Origin of the sequence: Pseudomonas orientalis (assembly GCF_001439815.1) — a bacterium.
Classification (GTDB): domain Bacteria; phylum Pseudomonadota; class Gammaproteobacteria; order Pseudomonadales; family Pseudomonadaceae; genus Aquipseudomonas; species Aquipseudomonas orientalis.
The window spans coordinates 49,038-66,160 of the sequence record NZ_JYLM01000007.1; the positions used below are offsets into that span (position 1 = coordinate 49,038).

A 17,123-nucleotide genomic window follows, 5' to 3' on the forward strand; every position below is an offset into this window, starting at 1 on the left:
CCTATTAAACCGCTCTTTGCCAAAGGCCCCTCATTGGGCGTGCGCCTGTTGGTGCTGACCGTGCTTTCGGTCGCGCTGATGGTGGTCGATGCGCGCTTTTCGCTGCTCAAGCCTGTGCGTAGCCAGATGTCGCTGGTGTTGATGCAGACTTACTGGATCACCGACCTGCCGCAACGTCTCTACCAGGGCGTGGCCAGCCAATTCGGCAGCCGCACCGAGCTGGTCGCCGAGAACGAAAAACTCAAGACCGAAAACCTGCTGTTGCAGGGCCGCATGCAAAAGCTCGCGGCCCTCACCGAGCAGAACGTTCGGCTGCGCGAGTTGCTCAATTCTTCCGCGCTGGTCAACGAAAAGGTCGAAGTGGCCGAGTTGATCGGCATGGACCCCAACCCCTTCACCCATCGCATCATCATCAACAAGGGCGAGCGCGACGGCGTGGTGCTCGGCCAGCCGGTGCTCGATGCCCGCGGCCTGATGGGCCAGGTGGTCGAGTTGATGCCCTATACCTCGCGCGTCCTGCTGTTGACGGACACCACCCACAGCATCCCCGTGCAGGTCAATCGCAACGGCTTGCGCGCGATTGCCAGCGGTACCGGTAACCCGGAACGCCTGGAGTTGCGGCACGTGGCCGATACCGCCGACATCAAGGAAGGCGACCTGCTGGTCAGCTCCGGCCTGGGTCAGCGTTTCCCGGCGGGTTACCCGGTGGCCACGGTCAAGGAGGTCATCCACGATTCCGGCCAGCCGTTTGCCATTGTGCGCGCAGTCCCGACTGCCGCGTTGAACCGCAGCCGTTATCTGCTGCTGGTGTTCAGCGACAACCGCACGCCGGAAGAGCGCGCCAATGACGCCGCCCAGGCCCAGGAAGCGGAAGACAAGCAGAACGGCACCGCCCCCGTGATTCCCGCCACTGTGCCGAAACCGGCGTTCGTGGGGCCACCGGCGCCTGCTGCCGTACCCGCCACCGCAGCGCCTGTCGCCACACCGGCCAAGCCCGCTGCACACAGCGCACGCCCGGCGAAACCGGCGGCGACCACCGCGCCTGCCGCAAGGCCCGCGACCACCGCCCCGGCCACGACGCGGCAGAGGGAGGAATAATGGCCAGTACTCATTCGCGTAACGGCTGGGTGGTCTGGCTGACCTTTGCGGTCGGCTTGCTGCTCAGCGTGTCGCCGCTGCCGCAATTCATGGAAATCCTGCGCCCGCTGTGGCTGGCGCTGCTGTTGGCGTTCTGGTCGTTGCACCTGCCGCACAAAGTGGGCATGGTCACGGCGATGTGCCTGGGCCTGGCGGAGGATGTGCTCTATGGCACCTTGCTCGGCCAGAATGCATTGATCCTGACCCTGATTACCTTCCTGGTGCTGTCGTTACAGCAGCGCTTGCGTATGTTCCCGATGTGGCAGCAGTGCCTGGTGATTCTGGTGATCTTCGGCCTGGCGCAACTGGTTCAACTCTGGCTCAGTGCCTTGACCGGCAATCGCCAGCCCACCCTGGCACTGGTGCTGCCGGCGCTGGTCAGCGCGTTGCTGTGGCCTTGGGTCAGTTTCGGCCTGCGTGGGTTACGTCGCCGCTACAAAATCAATTGACGGATTGCGAGGCTCTGCCTGGTTATCGAACCCTACAGGGAGAGTCTGCAATGAATCTGCTTTATCTGGCCTCGGGCTCCCCGCGCCGGCGCGAGTTGTTGACCCAGATCGGTGTGCCTTTCACCGTGGTCAGCGCCGCCATCGATGAAACACCTCTTACCCACGAAACCCCTGTGGCTTATGTCGAGCGCCTGGCGCTAAGCAAGGCCGGGGCGGGGTTGGCTGCGCTTGAGCAAACCGCAGGCCTCTGCGTATTGGGGGCCGATACGGCGGTTATCGTGGATGGCAAGATTCTTGGCAAACCGGTGGACCAGGCCGATGCTCTCGCGATGTTGATGGCCCTGGCGGGACGTGAGCATGAAGTCCTCACGGCGATTGCCCTGACCGACGGCCAGCGCTGTGAAACCCGATGTGTCAGCAGCCGTGTGGCTTTTCGCCAGATTTCTGCTCAGGAGGCGACGGCCTACTGGCACAGCGGCGAACCCCAGGACAAAGCCGGCGGCTATGCTATCCAGGGGCTTGGCTCGGTGTTCGTGACCGGACTCAGTGGCAGCTATTCCGCCGTGGTTGGCTTGCCCGTGTGCGAAACCGCGCAACTGCTGGCGCAATTCGGCATACCCTGTTGGCAAAACCTTACCGTGCGCTGAACGTCGTATACCAGCGCCCAGCCTTAAGCGACCGGTCACTATTGTGAAAACGCCTGAACGAGACCCAGCCATGAGTGAAGAGATTCTGATCAATATCACGCCGATGGAATCGCGCGTGGCGGTGGTAGAGAACGGTGTTCTGCAAGAAGTGCATGTGGAGCGTACCCAGAAGCGCGGGATCGTCGGCAACATCTATAAAGGCAAGGTGGTGCGCGTATTGCCGGGCATGCAGGCGGCTTTCGTCGACATTGGCCTGGACCGTGCCGCGTTTATCCACGCTTCGGAAATCTCCCTGCGCGAAGGCCCGACGGTGGAAAGCATCAGCGCCCTGGTGCACGAAGGGCAGAGCCTGGTGGTGCAGGTCACCAAGGACCCCATCGGCTCCAAGGGGGCTCGGCTCACTACTCAACTGTCGATTCCTTCGCGGTACCTGGTGTACATGCCGCGTACGGCCCATGTGGGCATTTCCCTCAAGATCGAAGACGAAGCCGAACGCGAGCGCCTGAAGAAGGTGGTCAGCGACTGTGTGGCCGCCGAAGGCATCAAGGAAGCCGGTGGTTTTATCCTGCGCACCGCCGCCGAAGGGGCGGGCGCCGATGAAATCCTGATGGATATCCGCTACCTGCGACGCCTGTGGGACCAGATCGATGTACAGATCAAGACTATCGGCGCGCCAAGCGTGATCTATGAAGACCTTGGCCTGGCGTTGCGTACCTTGCGCGATCTGGTCAGCCCAAAAATCGAGAAAATTCGCATCGACTCGCGGGAAACCTTCCAGCGCACCACGCAGTTTGTCGCCGAGTTGATGCCGGAAATCGCCGACCGCCTGGAGCACTATCCGGGCGAGCGGCCGATCTTCGACCTGTATGGCGTCGAAGACGAAATCCAGAAAGCCCTGGAGCGCAAGGTTCCGCTCAAATCCGGTGGTTATCTGGTGGTGGACCCGGCGGAAGCCATGACCACCATCGACGTCAACACCGGCGCGTTCGTGGGCCACCGCAACCTCGAAGAAACCATCTTCAAGACCAATCTCGAAGCGGCCACCGCGATTGCGCGCCAACTGCGCCTGCGCAATCTGGGCGGCATTATCATCATCGACTTCATCGACATGGAGGACGGCGAGCACCAACGCCAGGTCCTGCGCACCCTCGAAAAGCAGTTGGAGCGCGACCACGCCAAGACCAACATCATTGGCATCACCGAGCTGGGCCTGGTGCAGATGACCCGCAAGCGCACCCGCGAAAGCCTTGAACAAGTGCTGTGCGAACCCTGCGGCAGTTGCCAGGGCCGCGGTAAGTTGAAAACCCCTGAAACGGTTTGCTACGAGATTTTCCGCGAAATCCTGCGGGAGGCGCGCGCCTACCAGGCTGAAGGTTATAGAGTGCTCGCCAACCAGAAAGTGGTGGATCGCCTGCTGGATGAAGAGTCGGGTAACGTCGCTGAACTGGAGGGCTTTATCGGGCGCACCATTCGTTTTCAGGTCGAAACCATGTACTCCCAGGAACAATACGACGTGGTGCTGCTCTGATCCCCATTCGTTTTCTCTTTTCGAGACCGACAGGCACTGATCTGTGGTCCGACTACTGCTTTGAGGGTCGCCTGACATGGAGCGTCTGATACGCTTTTTTGCCGCTTTGACCCGTTGGGGGCTGGGCCTGTGTGCATTGCTGCTGGTAGTGGCGGCGGTGTACGTGAGCCTGGGCCGTGAATTGACCCCACTGGTGGCCGAATACCGCGCTGAAGTCGAAGCCAAGGCTCAGGCTGCGGTGCAGATGCCACTGCATATCGGTAGCCTCGAAGGCCGCTGGAGTGGTTTTGCGCCGATATTGCTGGCCCACGATGTGATGGTCGGCGAGGGCAGCAGCGCGTTGCGCCTGGATCAGGTTGAAGTAGTGCCCGACCTCTGGGCCAGCCTGATGGCCCGCGAAGTGCGCATCGCCCACCTGCAAGTCAGCGGCTTGCAGTTGAGCGTCAAGGAAGACAAGGAGGGCCGCTGGGCGCTGCAAGGCTTGCCCGTACAGGACGACCAGCCCCTGGACCCGGAGCAACTGCTCACCCGCATGCAAATGGTCAAGCGCGTATCGGTGCTGGACAGCCAGGTGACGCTGCAACCCTTCGACCGGTCGCCGGTGACCGTGACGTATGTAGGCCTGAACCTGCACACCGGTACCACCCGGCAACGTCTGGACGCGCGCCTGACATTGCCCGACGGCCAACCGCTGGCTTTGAGCCTGCGCAGCCACATGCGCGCCAGTCAGTGGAAAGATGCCGAGGTCGAGGCTTACCTGAGCCTTCCACAAAGCGACTGGGCCAAGTGGATTCCGTCCAGATTGACCCAGCAATGGAAGCTGACTCAGTTCAAGGCCGGCGGTGAATTCTGGCTCAACTGGGCCAACGGCACCCTGCAAAGCGCCGTGGTACGCCTCAATTCGCCGCAGGTGAAGGGCAGCTACGCCGAGCGTAAGCCGGTCCATATCGAGAACCTGGCGCTCACCGCTTATGTGCAACGCAGTGACGGCGGGCTCAAGGTGCTGTTCGATTCGCTGGCGATGAATATCGGTGAAACCCGCTGGGAATCGCGCATGCAACTGCAGCAGAGCCTGGCGACCGATAAAGATCAGGAAGTCTGGAAGCTTCAGGCCGATCGACTCGACCTGACCCCCATCACTCCACTGCTCAATGCCCTGGCACCACTGCCGGAAGGTTTCGCCAAGGCCGTCGAGCATCTGAAAGCCACCGGTCTGTTGCGCAATGTGCTCGTGGACTTTCGGCCACAGGACAACACCGATCAAAAAGTCAGCTTTGCCGCCAACCTTGAGCGTGTCGGTTTTGACGCCTACTTCGGCGCGCCGGCCGCACGCAATGTGTCCGGCAGCATCAGCGGCAACCTGGGCCATGGCGAGTTGCGCATGGACAGCAAGGACTTTTCCCTGCACCTGTCCCCGATCTTCGCCAAGCCATGGCAGTACATCCAGGCCAATGCGCGTCTGACCTGGACGCTGGACAAACAGGGCTTCACCCTCGTTGCGCCGTATATCAAAGTGCTGGGGGAAGAGGGCAAGGTCGCTGCGGACTTCCTGATTCGCCTGCATTTCGACCATAGCCAGGAGGACTACATGGACCTGCGGGTCGGCATGGTCGATGGCGATGGTCGTTTTACCCCCAAGTACCTGCCGGCAGTGTTGAGCCCGGCGCTGGATGAATGGTTGCGCACGGCAATCCTCAAAGGCGCGGTAGACGAGGGTTTTTTCCAGTACCAGGGCTCCTTGAGCCACAACGCGCTGCCGGCCTCGCGCAATATCAGCCTGTTCTTCAAGGTGCATGATGCCGAGCTGGCGTTCCAGCCGGGCTGGCCCCATGTGGGCAAGGTCAATGGTGAGGTGTTTGTCGAGGAGAGCGGCGTGCGCATCCTGGCCAGCAAAGGGCAGTTGCTCGATACCCAGGTCAAGGACGTCTACGTCAATATCCCCCACGCGCCGGCCGGCCAGGACAGTCACCTGCTGCTCACCGGCGGATTTTCCGGTGGTTTGGGCGATGGTCTGAAAATCCTTCAGGAAGCCCCGATCGGCACCGCCTCCACCTTTGCGGGCTGGAAGGGCGAGGGCAACCTGCAAGGCAGCCTGGACCTGGATGTGCCTCTGGCCAAGGGCACCGAGCCCAAAATCGTGGTCGACTTCAAGACCGACAAGGCGCGCCTGCAGCTGGCCGAGCCTACTCTGGACCTGACCCAGCTCAAGGGTGACTTCCGTTTCGACAGCGCCAAAGGCTTGAGCGGCCAGAATATTTCGGCCCAGGCGTTCGACCGCCCGATCACTGCGCAGATTTTTGCCGAAGGCAAGCCCGGCGCTATCAGCACCCGCGTGACCGCCAAGGGCCAGGTCACGGTCAAGCGGCTCACGGACTGGTTGAAAATCAGCCAGCCGCTGCCGGTGTCCGGCGATATCCCGTACCAATTGCAAGTCATCCTCGACGGCGCAGACAGCCAACTGATGGTCGACTCCAACCTCAAGGGCGTTGCGGTGGATTTGCCGGCGCCGTTCGGCATGCCGGCGAGCCAGGGCCGTGACAGTACGTTCCGCATGACCCTGCAGGGCGCTGAGCGTCGTTACTGGTTCGATTACGGTGAGCTGGCCAATTTCACCTTTGCCGCGCCGCCGGACAACTTCAATGATGGCCGCGGCGAATTGTTCCTCGGCGATGGCGATGCGGTATTGCCCGGCGCCAAGGGACTGCGCGTTCGCGGGGTGCTCTCCGAGTTGGATATCGACCCGTGGAGAAAGCTCGCCAACCGTTACGCGGGTAACGATCCGGGCGGCAGTGCCAGGCAACTGCTCAGTGGCGCTGATTTCAAGGTGGGCAAGCTGACCGGCTTTGGTACTCAATTCGACCAGGTCAAACTGCAGCTGGATCGCAAGCCCGTGGCCTGGGGCCTGCAGTTCGACAGCCAGCAAGCCAAGGGCACGGTGAATCTGCCGGATGCCAAGGGCGCCCCCATTGCGGTCAACCTGCAGTACGTGAAGTTGCCCGCCGTAGACCCTACCGTGCAGGCTGACGAGAACGCGCCGGACCCGTTGGCCGAGATCGATCCCAAGGATATTCCCGCGTTGGATATCGCCATCGACCAGCTTTTCCAGGGCCCGGACCTGGTAGGCGCGTGGTCGCTGAAAATCCGCCCGACCGCCAAGGGCCTGGCCTTCAACAACCTGGACCTGGGCCTCAAGGGCATGCAACTCAATGGCGCCGGTGGTTGGGAAGGCGCGCCGGGGGCCAGCAGCAGTTGGTACAAAGGGCGGCTGGACGGCAAGAACATTGCCGATGTGCTCAAAGGCTGGGGCTTTGCGCCCACGGTGACCAGCGAGGACTTTCATCTGGACGTGGACGGTCGTTGGCCGGGCTCGCCCGCCTGGGTCGGGCCCAAGCGGTTCTCCGGTAGCCTGGACGCGGCGTTCCGCAAAGGCCAGTTTGTCGAAGTGGAAGGTGGCGCCCAGGCGCTGCGGGTGTTCGGCCTGCTTAATTTCAACTCCATTGGCCGCCGTTTGCGCCTGGACTTCTCCGACTTGCTTGGCAAGGGCTTGAGCTATGACCGGGTCAAGGGCTTGCTGGCGGCCAGTGACGGTGTGTTCGTGACCCGTGAGCCCATCACCATGACCGGGCCGTCCACCAACCTGGAGCTCAACGGCACCCTGGACCTGGTGGCGGATCGCGTCGATGCCAAGTTGCTGGTGACCCTGCCGGTCACCAACAACCTGCCGATCGCTGCGTTGATTGTCGGCGCGCCGGCCATTGGCGGTGCGTTGTTCCTGATCGACAAGTTGATCGGAGACCGGGTGTCGCGCTTCGCCAGTGTGCAGTACACCGTACAAGGCCCCTGGAAAGACCCGAAAATCACCTTCGACAAGCCATTTGAAAAACCAAACTGAGAGGCTGTGGAGTAGCATGACCGCATGCCCTTTATGGAGTGTCGGCCCATGTCCTTTGCGGTAATTCAAATGGTCAGCCAGAGTGATGTGCTGGCCAACCTGGTCCAGGCACGCCGCCTGCTGGAGCGCGCGGCGGCGCAGGGCGCCAGGCTTGCGGTACTGCCGGAGAACTTCGCCGCCATGGGCCGCCGCGACATGGCCGATATCGGTCGCGCCGAGGCCTTGGGTGAAGGCCCGATCCTCCCATGGTTGAAACAGACCGCCCGAGACCTCACCTTATGGATAGTGGCGGGCACAATACCGTTGCCACCCAGGGATCAACCGCACGCCAAGCCCAACGCCTGCTCGCTGCTGCTCGACGACCGTGGTGAAATCGTTGCTCGTTACGACAAGCTGCACTTGTTCGATGTGGATGTGGCGGACGCCCGAGGTCGCTATCGCGAATCCGACGACTATGCTTTCGGAAGCAATGTAGTCGTGGCGGACACGCCCGTGGGGCGCCTGGGGCTGACGGTGTGTTACGACCTGCGCTTCCCCGAGTTGTACAGCGAGTTGCGTGCCGCCGGGGCTGAGTTGATCAGTGCGCCTTCGGCGTTTACGGCGGTAACCGGCGCTGCGCATTGGGATGTGCTGATTCGTGCGCGGGCCATCGAAACCCAGTGCTACCTGCTGGCGGCCGCCCAGGGCGGAGTGCACCCGGGGCCACGTGAAACCCATGGGCACGCGGCGATTATCGACCCCTGGGGGCGCATATTGGCCCAGCAGGATCAAGGCGAAGCGGTGCTGGTGGCCGAACGCGACAGCAGTGAACAGGCGTCGATACGGGCGCGCATGCCGGTGGTCAACCACCGGCGCTTTTTCTCGCAGGGCGCACAGCGACCTGCTTCAGAACGATGAATTTAAGGCCAAACCTATGAGCGAGTTGTTGTCCTCAGTCAGTGAACACCTCCTGGCACCCGGTGGCGTGACCATCGAAAATCTGCAAACCGTGCTGGGCGATCTGGCCGGGCCGGGCATTGACGCGGCCGACCTGTATTTCCAGGGGCAGATTTCCGAGTCCTGGGCGCTGGAAGACGGCATCGTCAAGGAAGGCAGTTTCAACCTTGACCAGGGTGTGGGCGTTCGCGCGCAATCGGGCGAAAAAACCGGTTTTGCCTACAGCAACGCCATTACCCTGGAGGCCCTGGGCCTGGCGGCGCGTGCGGCGCGCTCGATCTCCCGCGCGGGGCAAAACGGCACGGTGCAGGCGTTCAGTACCCAGGACGTGGCGCAGTTGTACGCGCCGGATAATCCGCTGGAAGTGATCAGCCGCGCGGAGAAGGTCGAGCTGCTCAAGCGTGTTGACGCGGCTACGCGTGCCCTGGACCCGCGTATCCAGCAGGTCACCGTAAGCATGGCCGGCGTGTGGGAGCGCATCCTTGTCGCGTCCACCGACGGCGGGCTGGCGGCGGATGTGCGGCCACTGGTGCGTTTCAACGTGAGTGTGATCGTCGAACAGAATGGTCGCCGCGAGCGCGGTGGCCATGGCGGCGGCGGGCGTACCGACTACCGTTATTTCCTCGCCGAAGACCGCGCCATGGGCTACGCCCGTGAAGCGCTGCGCCAGGCACTGGTCAACCTGGAAGCGATTCCTGCGCCGGCCGGTACCTTGCCGGTGGTGCTGGGCTCGGGTTGGTCCGGTGTGTTGTTGCACGAAGCCGTGGGCCATGGGCTGGAAGGCGACTTCAACCGCAAGGGCAGTTCCGCCTACAGCGGCCGTATGGGCGAGAGGGTCGCATCCAAGCTGTGCACCATTGTCGATGACGGCACCCTGGCCGGTCGCCGTGGTTCGTTGAGCGTGGATGACGAAGGAACGCCGACCGAGTGCACCACCCTGATCGAAAACGGCGTGCTCAAGGGCTATATGCAGGACAAGCTCAACGCCCGCCTGATGGGCGTGGCGCGCACCGGCAACGGCCGCCGTGAATCCTATGCCCACCTGCCGATGCCACGCATGACCAACACCTACATGCTCGGTGGCGAGAGCGATCCGGCAGAAATCATTGCTTCGGTGAAGCGCGGCATCTACTGCGCCAACCTTGGTGGCGGGCAGGTGGATATCACCAGCGGCAAGTTCGTGTTCTCCACCAGCGAGGCGTACCTGATCGAAGACGGCAAGATTACCGCACCGGTCAAGGGCGCGACATTGATCGGTAATGGGCCGGAGGCCATGAGCAAGGTGTCGATGGTCGGTAACGACCTGTCGCTGGACAGCGGCGTGGGTACGTGCGGGAAGGATGGGCAGTCGGTGCCGGTGGGCGTGGGCCAGCCAACCTTGAAAATCGATGCGATCACCGTGGGTGGCACGGGGTCGTAAGCCGTGGAGCTTCGGGTGGCGAAGACCGCCACCCGCGGAAGAGGGTCAGCGCAGACCGCGTTGAGTCTCGTCCAGCTCACGGATGTATTTGAAGATTTTACGGCTGGTGGCCGGCGCCTTGTTATGCGCCTGCTCATGCTGGGCCTGACGGATCAGGGAACGCAATTGCTGGCGGTCCGCGTCCGGATAGTCCAGCACGAATTTCTCCAGCACGGCGTCATCGCCCGAGATCAGGCGGTCACGCCAGCGCTCCAGGTTATGGAAGCGTTCGTTGTACTGGCGAGTGGAGGCATCGGTCTGATCGAGCAAGGCCAGAATAGCGTCAGTGTCCTGATCGCGCATCAGCTTGCCGATAAACATGATGTGCCGTTTGCGCGCGATATTCGCGGTGTGCTTAGGCGCATCGGCCAAGGCCCGGCGCATTTCGTCGGTCAGTGGCAGTTTGGCTATCAAGTCCTTTTTGAGCGTTGTAAGGCGCTCGCCAAGGTCAACCAGAGCATGCAGCTCGCGTTTGACCTGGGTTTTGCTTTTCTCCCCATCGAGGGAGTCGTCGTAAGAATCAACCATGGTGGCAGTCCGCAAAGAAACGTCGCCATGATAACCAGTCGGGGGCCGCTTGTCCGGCCCGGTCGCTCGATGGCCTTAACCGAGAGCAGAATTTGAGTGGAGAAAACCATGAGTGCAGCCCAAAGCGTCGGTCCGCAAGCGTTACCGGCACTGCAGGAACAAGTCGAGCAGATCCTTGCCGAGGCCAAGCGCCAGGGGGCCAGCGCCTGTGAAGTAGCGGTGTCGCTGGAACAGGGGCTGTCGACGTCGGTGCGTCAGCGGGAAGTGGAAACCGTCGAGTTCAATCGCGACCAGGGGTTCGGCATTACCTTGTACGTTGGTCAGCGCAAGGGCTCGGCCAGTACGTCGGCCAGTGGCCCGGAGGCGATTCGCGAAACCGTCGCCGCTGCTTTGGCAATCGCCAAGCACACTTCCGAGGATGAAAGCTCGGGCTTGGCCGACAAAGCGTTGATGGCCAAGGATCTGCAGGATTTCGATCTGTTCCATGCCTGGGACATCACGCCTGAGCAAGCCATCGAGCAGGCGCTGACCTGCGAAGCGGCGGCGTTTGACGCCGATGCCCGCATCAAGAATGCCGACGGCACCACGCTGAGCACCCACCAGGGCTGCCGTGTCTATGGCAACAGCCATGGTTTTATCGGCGGCTATGCGTCCACCCGTCACAGCCTGAGCTGCGTGATGATCGCTGAAGCCAATGGCCAGATGCAGCGTGATTACTGGTATGACGTGAATCGTCAGGGTGAGTTGCTGGCAGACCCCGTAAGCATTGGCCAGCGCGCCGCGCAGCGTGCAGCCAGCCGTTTGGGCGCGCGCCCGGTGCCCACCTGCGAAGTACCGGTGTTGTTTTCCGCCGAGTTGGCCGGTGGTTTGTTCGGCAGTTTTCTCGGGGCGATTTCCGGCGGCAACCTCTACCGTAAATCTTCCTTCCTCGAAGGCGCGATCGGCGAGACGTTGTTCCCTGAATGGCTGACTATCGATGAGCGCCCGCACCTCATGCGCGCCATGGGCAGCACCTCGTTCGACGGCGATGGCCTGGCCACCTATGCCAAGCCGTTCGTCGAGAACGGCGAGTTGGTGTCTTATGTCTTGGGCACCTACGCGGGCCGCAAGCTTGGCCTGCCCAGCACCGCCAACTCCGGCGGCGTCCACAACCTGTTCGTGACTCATGGCGATGAAGACCAGGCGGCGCTGTTGCGTCGCATGGGACGCGGCCTGCTGGTGACCGAACTGATGGGCCACGGCCTGAACATGGTGACGGGTGACTATTCCCGTGGCGCGGCGGGATTCTGGGTGGAGAACGGCGAAATTCAGTTCGCCGTCCAGGAAGTGACGATCGCCGGCAACATGCGCGATATGTTCAAGCAGATCGTTGCAGTGGGGAATGATCTGGAGCTGCGCAGCAATATCCGCACGGGCTCCGTATTGATCGAACGGATGACGGTCGCCGGTAGCTGACCTGCGACGCGTCACCAAAAAAGGCGCGCCATCTCGATGATGGCGCGCCTTTTTTTGGGGCTCTGTAAGGCGAGTTCAACCTGTCGTTCTTGTTTTGATTCTTAATATCATTTAATAATGAATATCATTACTGGATGAGTGTGGATCATGAGTTCTGTCTTGCATGAGGACCCGTACCTGGAAAGTTGGCGGTGGATGAGTCGTCAGATCCGCTGCGGGCTCGACCCCAATGAACCTCGCCTGATCGAACATTACCTCAATGAGGGGCGGTATCTGGCGTGTTGCACCGCGACCCACCCGTGGACGATCGCCGAAACCTCATTTCGCCTGCTCATCGACACCGCCAGCGATACCGCGCTGCCCTGGCATTGGCGCTCCCTGTGTCTGGACCAGGCCTGGCGTCCATTGCGTGACCTGGAAAAACTCTCCCACTGCGCCTGCCGGCTAAAGCGCTGGCAGGCGTTCGCCTGGCAATTGGCAACCTGCCAACTGCTGCCATCCCTCTCTTTCTCCGATGTGGTGCAAGGATCCAACGATGAGTAATACACGTATCGAACGCGACAGCATGGGCGAACTGCAAGTCCCCGCCGAGGCCCTGTACGGCGCGCAAACCCAGCGTGCGGTGAACAACTTTCCGATCAGCCACCAGCGCATGCCGGCGCAATTCATTCGCGCGCTGATCCTGGCCAAGGCCGCAGCCGCCAGGGCCAACGTCGACCTCAAGCAAATCAGCGAAGGGCAGGGCAAGGCCATTGTCGATGCCGCCCAGGGCTTGCTGGAAGGCGACTACATGCAGCACTTTCCGGTGGATATATTCCAGACCGGCTCCGGCACCAGTTCCAACATGAACGCCAACGAAGTGATTGCCACCCTGGCCAGCCGCTTGCTGGGCGAGGTGGTAAACCCCAACGATCACGTCAATTGTGGGCAAAGCAGCAATGACATCATTCCTACCACCATTCATGTCAGCGCCGCGCTGGTGCTGCACGAGCAAACATTGCCGGCCTTGCTGCACCTGGTGCAGGTGATCGAGCAAAAAGCCGAAGCGGTTCACCCGTTTATCAAGACCGGGCGCACTCACTTGATGGATGCTATGCCGGTGCGCATGAGCCAGGTGCTCAAGGGTTGGGCGCAGCAACTCAAGGCCAATATCGGCCACTTGCAGGACCTGTTGCCGGCGCTGCAGGCGCTGGCCCAGGGCGGCACGGCCGTGGGCACCGGCATCAACGCGCATCCCGAATTTGCCGCACGCTTCAGCCAGCACCTGAGCCACCTGACCCAAGTGACGTTTACGCCGGGCAAGAACCTGTTTGCGTTGATTGGCTCCCAGGACACCGCCGTCGCCGTCTCCGGCCAGTTGAAAGCCACCGCCGTATCGCTGATGAAAATCGCCAATGACCTGCGCTGGATGAACTCCGGCCCGCTGGCCGGCCTTGGCGAAATCGAGCTGGAAGGCCTGCAGCCGGGTTCTTCGATCATGCCGGGAAAGGTCAATCCGGTGATCCCTGAAGCCACGGCCATGGTGGCCGCCCAGGTCATCGGCAACGACACGGTGATTACCGTGGCCGGCCAATCGGGCAACTTCGAGCTGAACGTGATGCTGCCGATCATCGCCCAGAACCTGCTCAGTAGCCTGGAGCTGCTGGCCAACGCCAGCCGTTTGCTGGCAGACAAGGCCATCGCCAGCTTCAAGGTCAACGAAGCGAAGCTCAAGGAGGCGTTGTCGCGCAACCCGATTCTGGTCACCGCCCTCAATCCGATCATTGGTTACCAAAAGGCCGCTGAAATCGCCAAACAGGCTCATCAGCAGGGCCGTTCGGTCATCGATGTCGCCCTCGAACACACCGACTTGCCGCGCAGCCAACTGGAAGTCCTGCTGGACCCGGAAAAGCTCACGGCTGGCGGCGTGTAAACCATCGACCCCGCTTTGGAGGTTCACCATGGAGCACTGGAAACGCACGATCGAACGGGCCAATCGCTGCTTTATGGCGGGCGAGCTGGTGGACGCCCGCGAGGCCTACCTGCAAGCCCTGGCCCTGGCCCAGGTGTTGTTCGAACGCTGGGCGGATGCCGACGAGGCAGTGGCGGCTTGCGTCATTTCCCATCACAACCTGGCAGACCTGCACCTGCGCCTCAACCAGCCTGAGGAAAGCGCGGAATACCTCTGCGCCATTCACCAGCGGCTGCTGCAGACCATGCAGGACCCCCGCCTCAGCCCCCAGTTGCGCGAGGCAGCGCTGCGCCAGAGCAGCAAAACCTACGTCGAACTGTTGAATTTCATCAGCGATCACGGCGAATACCCGCGCACCCATCGCTTACTGGGCGGTGCTACGACGCAACCGACCCCCTCTCAATATGGAGCACATTGATATGACCTACACCCTGCCGGCCCTGCCTTATGCCTTTGACGCGCTTGAACCCCATATCGATGCGCAAACCATGGAGATTCACTACACCAAGCACCACCAGACTTACATCAATAACCTTAATGCCGCGGTCGAGGGCACCGAGTTCGCGGGCTGGCCGGTGGAGAAACTGGTGTCCAGCGTTGAAAAATTACCGGAGCAATTACGCGCTGCCGTGGTCAACCAAGGAGGCGGCCATGCCAACCACTCATTGTTTTGGGCGGTCATGTCGCCTGCAGGTGGCGGAAAGCCTGAGGGTGTTCTGGGCCAGGCCATCGACGAACAACTGGGGGGCTTCGACAGTTTCAAGGACGCTTTTACCAAGGCAGCGTTGACCCGTTTCGGCAGCGGCTGGGCCTGGTTGAGTGTGACCCCACAAAAGACCTTGGTGGTGGAAAGCAGCGGCAACCAGGACAGCCCGTTGATGAGCGGCAATACGCCGATCCTCGGCCTGGACGTCTGGGAACACGCCTACTACCTGCTGTATCAAAACCGACGACCGGAGTACATCAATGCCTTCTATAGCGTCATCAATTGGCCGGAGGTTGCCGCGCGCTACCAGGCTGCCCTGGCCTGACATTCACTCTATAACAAGACCTAAGGCCGACTATGGGCACTGAAACACTGGCGATTAGCAGCGTGCGATTATTTCGCTACGCGTTTGGCTCCCTGCTTGTATTAGTCGGTACGGCACTACTGGTGGCTCATGGCCTGGCCTGGCTCGACCTGGAGCCGCGCATCTTGCGTGCGCTGCAGGGCGGGGCGATCTGCGCGCTCGGTACCGCTCTGGGCGCGGTGCCGGTGCTGGTGATTCGCCGTATGCCGGCGGCGTTGAGCGATACCTTGCTGGGTTTTGGTGCGGGGGTCATGCTGGCAGCGACCGCTTTTTCGCTGGTGGTGCCGGGTATTGCCGCCGCAGAAAACCTGGGGCTCTCGCCCTGGGGCGCAGGTGGCCTGATCAGCTTCGGCATCATGCTCGGTGCCTTCGGGCTGTATCTGGTGGACCGCAAGGTTTCAGGCGCCAGCCCGGAAATGCTGGTGGGCACGCCGGATAAGCCGGTTATCCCGCCGCGCATCTGGCTGTTTGTGTTCGCGATCATTGCCCACAACATTCCGGAAGGTATGGCGGTGGGTGTATCTGCCGGCGGCGGCATGGCGGATGCCGACAGCCTCGCCATGGGCATTGCCCTGCAGGACGTACCGGAAGGCTTGGTAATTGCGCTGGTATTGGCTGGGGCGGGGATGTCGCGGATCAAGGCGTTTTTGATCGGCGCTGCGTCGGGTCTGGTAGAGCCGGTATTTGCGGTGCTCTGTGCGTGGTTGGTGAGCCTTGCCGAAGTGCTGTTGCCCTTGGGGTTGGCACTGGCTGCCGGTGCGATGCTGCTGGTGGTAACCCATGAGGTCATCCCGGAGTCACGCCACAACGGTCACGACAAGCTCGCCAGCCTGGGATTGTGCATCGGGTTTTGCTTGATGATGGTAATGGATACGGCGTTGGGATAGCAGGAGCGAGCCGGTTCGCTCCTGCAAGAGGAAGGCGTTATTCACCCTCGTCGAAGTAGTTGTTGATCAACGCGACCAACGCGTCCATCGCTTCCTGCTCTTGTTCACCTTCGGTTTTCAGATGGATTTTGGTGCCCTTGCCTGCGGCGAGCATCATCATCGCCATGATGCTTTTGCCGTCGACCATCGATTCCGGGGTGCGCCCGGCGCGGATCTGGCAGGGGAACTGCCCGGCGACACCGACAAACTTGGCTGATGCGCGGGCGTGCAAGCCCAGCTTGTTGATGATTTCAATTTCCCGAGCCGGCATCGCAGTGGTGTTCCTTTCAGCTAAGGTCGCGGTGGCGAACCTGGACGTTCTTGAGGGTTTGTTGCAGCACCTGGCCCAGTCGCTCCGTCAGATAGACGGAACGGTGGTGGCCGCCGGTACAGCCGATGGCAATGGTGACATAGGCGCGGTTGCTTGCGGCAAAACGCGGCAACCATTTGAGCAGGTAGGTGGAGATATCCTGGAACATCTCTTCCACATCCGCTTGTGCCGCCAAGTAGTCGATCACCGGCTGATCAAGCCCGGACTGATCGCGCAACTCCGGTTTCCAATACGGATTAGGCAGGCAGCGCACGTCGAACACCAGGTCGGCATCCACCGGCATGCCCCGCTTGAAACCAAACGACTCGACCAGAAACGCCGTACCAGGCTCCGGCTGGTTCAGCAACCGCAGCTTGATCGCATCGCGCAGCTGGTACAGGTTCAGGTTGGTGGTGTTGATCTTGAGGTCGGCCAGGTCGATGATCGGCCCCAGCAGCTTGGTCTCGTCCTCGATGGCTTCGGCCAGGGAGCGATTGGCGCTGCTGAGCGGGTGGCGTCGCCGGGTTTCGGAGAACCGCTTGAGCAGGGTCTCTTCGTCGGCGTCCAGATACAGCACGTCGCAATGAATATGCTTGGCGCGCACCTCCTCGAGCAGTTCGGGGAACCGCGAGAGGTGACTGGGCAGGTTGCGGGCGTCGATCGACACGGCGACCAGCGGTTGCGCCAACTCGGTGTGGATCAGGGCGCGTTCCGCCAATTCCGGCAGCAAGCCGGCGGGCAGGTTGTCGATGCAATAGAAGCCGCTGTCTTCAAGAACATTAAGGGCAGTGCTCTTACCCGACCCGGAACGGCCGCTGACGATGATCAAACGCAT

The 17,123-nt window shown here is 61.6% G+C and carries 16 protein-coding genes; 13 read left to right on the forward strand and 3 right to left on the reverse strand.

Features of this window, described 5'->3' with window-relative positions; all coding sequences use genetic code 11:
- Positions 1-3 precede the first annotated feature (3 nt).
- The 7 genes from mreC to tldD all read left to right on the forward strand — a co-directional run bounded on the left by mreC (position 4) and on the right by tldD (position 10,009).
- Positions 4-1,098, forward strand: coding sequence for a rod shape-determining protein MreC (gene mreC / locus TU82_RS17600; RefSeq protein WP_082632034.1), 1,095 nt, complete (start codon positions 4-6; stop codon positions 1,096-1,098).
- Positions 1,098-1,586 (forward strand): rod shape-determining protein MreD, encoded by a 489-nt coding sequence (mreD, locus tag TU82_RS17605; RefSeq protein WP_057724558.1) that lies wholly within the window; start codon positions 1,098-1,100, stop codon positions 1,584-1,586. The genes mreC and mreD overlap by 1 nt, the downstream gene beginning before the upstream one ends.
- Before the next feature lie 50 nt (positions 1,587-1,636).
- Complete coding sequence (locus TU82_RS17610) at positions 1,637-2,233, forward strand: Maf family protein (RefSeq protein ID WP_057724559.1); 597 nt, start codon at positions 1,637-1,639, stop codon at positions 2,231-2,233.
- Between the two features lie 70 nt (positions 2,234-2,303).
- Positions 2,304-3,761, forward strand: a complete 1,458-nt coding sequence (rng, locus tag TU82_RS17615) for a ribonuclease G (RefSeq protein ID WP_057724560.1) — start codon at positions 2,304-2,306, stop codon at positions 3,759-3,761.
- Positions 3,762-3,837: 76 nt separating this feature from the next.
- The gene (locus tag TU82_RS17620; protein WP_057724561.1) at positions 3,838-7,653 is read left to right on the forward strand and encodes a YhdP family protein; all 3,816 of its coding nucleotides are present in this window, start codon (positions 3,838-3,840) and stop codon (positions 7,651-7,653) included.
- Positions 7,654-7,701: 48 nt separating this feature from the next.
- Positions 7,702-8,550 (forward strand): carbon-nitrogen hydrolase family protein, encoded by an 849-nt coding sequence (locus tag TU82_RS17625; protein WP_057724562.1) that lies wholly within the window; start codon positions 7,702-7,704, stop codon positions 8,548-8,550.
- A 16-nt stretch (positions 8,551-8,566) separates the two neighbouring features.
- On the forward strand, positions 8,567-10,009 hold the full coding sequence (tldD, locus tag TU82_RS17630) for a metalloprotease TldD (protein WP_057724563.1): 1,443 nt from the start codon (positions 8,567-8,569) through the stop codon (positions 10,007-10,009).
- 45 nt (positions 10,010-10,054) lie between these two features.
- Here the strand turns inward: tldD and yjgA are convergent, their stop codons facing one another.
- A complete protein-coding gene (yjgA, locus tag TU82_RS17635) occupies positions 10,055-10,576 on the reverse strand; it encodes a ribosome biogenesis factor YjgA (protein ID WP_017138246.1) in 522 nt (173 codons plus the stop codon).
- Between the two features lie 108 nt (positions 10,577-10,684).
- Here yjgA and pmbA point away from each other — a divergent pair, with 108 nt between their 5' ends.
- From pmbA to TU82_RS17665, 6 genes are all read left to right on the forward strand, one after another.
- Complete coding sequence (gene pmbA, locus TU82_RS17640; RefSeq protein WP_057724564.1) at positions 10,685-12,031, forward strand: metalloprotease PmbA; 1,347 nt, start codon at positions 10,685-10,687, stop codon at positions 12,029-12,031.
- Between the two features lie 147 nt (positions 12,032-12,178).
- On the forward strand, positions 12,179-12,574 hold the full coding sequence (locus TU82_RS17645) for a hypothetical protein (RefSeq protein ID WP_057724565.1): 396 nt from the start codon (positions 12,179-12,181) through the stop codon (positions 12,572-12,574).
- Positions 12,567-13,943, forward strand: a complete 1,377-nt coding sequence (locus TU82_RS17650; protein ID WP_057724566.1) for a class II fumarate hydratase — start codon at positions 12,567-12,569, stop codon at positions 13,941-13,943. Before TU82_RS17645 ends, TU82_RS17650 begins: the two co-directional genes overlap by 8 nt.
- Positions 13,944-13,971: 28 nt before the next feature.
- Positions 13,972-14,400 (forward strand): hypothetical protein, encoded by a 429-nt coding sequence (locus tag TU82_RS17655; RefSeq protein ID WP_057724567.1) that lies wholly within the window; start codon positions 13,972-13,974, stop codon positions 14,398-14,400.
- Between the two features lies 1 nt (position 14,401).
- Complete coding sequence (locus TU82_RS17660; protein ID WP_057724568.1) at positions 14,402-15,013, forward strand: superoxide dismutase; 612 nt, start codon at positions 14,402-14,404, stop codon at positions 15,011-15,013.
- A 32-nt stretch (positions 15,014-15,045) separates the two neighbouring features.
- Complete coding sequence (locus TU82_RS17665; protein WP_057724569.1) at positions 15,046-15,939, forward strand: ZIP family metal transporter; 894 nt, start codon at positions 15,046-15,048, stop codon at positions 15,937-15,939.
- 37 nt (positions 15,940-15,976) lie between these two features.
- On the opposite strand, the gene TU82_RS17670 is transcribed toward TU82_RS17665, so the two are convergent.
- On the reverse strand, positions 15,977-16,249 hold the full coding sequence (locus tag TU82_RS17670; RefSeq protein ID WP_044271635.1) for an HPr family phosphocarrier protein: 273 nt from the start codon (positions 16,247-16,249) through the stop codon (positions 15,977-15,979).
- Between the two features lie 16 nt (positions 16,250-16,265).
- Positions 16,266-17,123 carry an RNase adapter RapZ gene (gene rapZ / locus TU82_RS17675; RefSeq protein ID WP_057724570.1) on the reverse strand — a complete coding sequence of 286 codons (858 nt, stop codon included), beginning with the start codon at positions 17,121-17,123 and terminating at the stop codon, positions 16,266-16,268.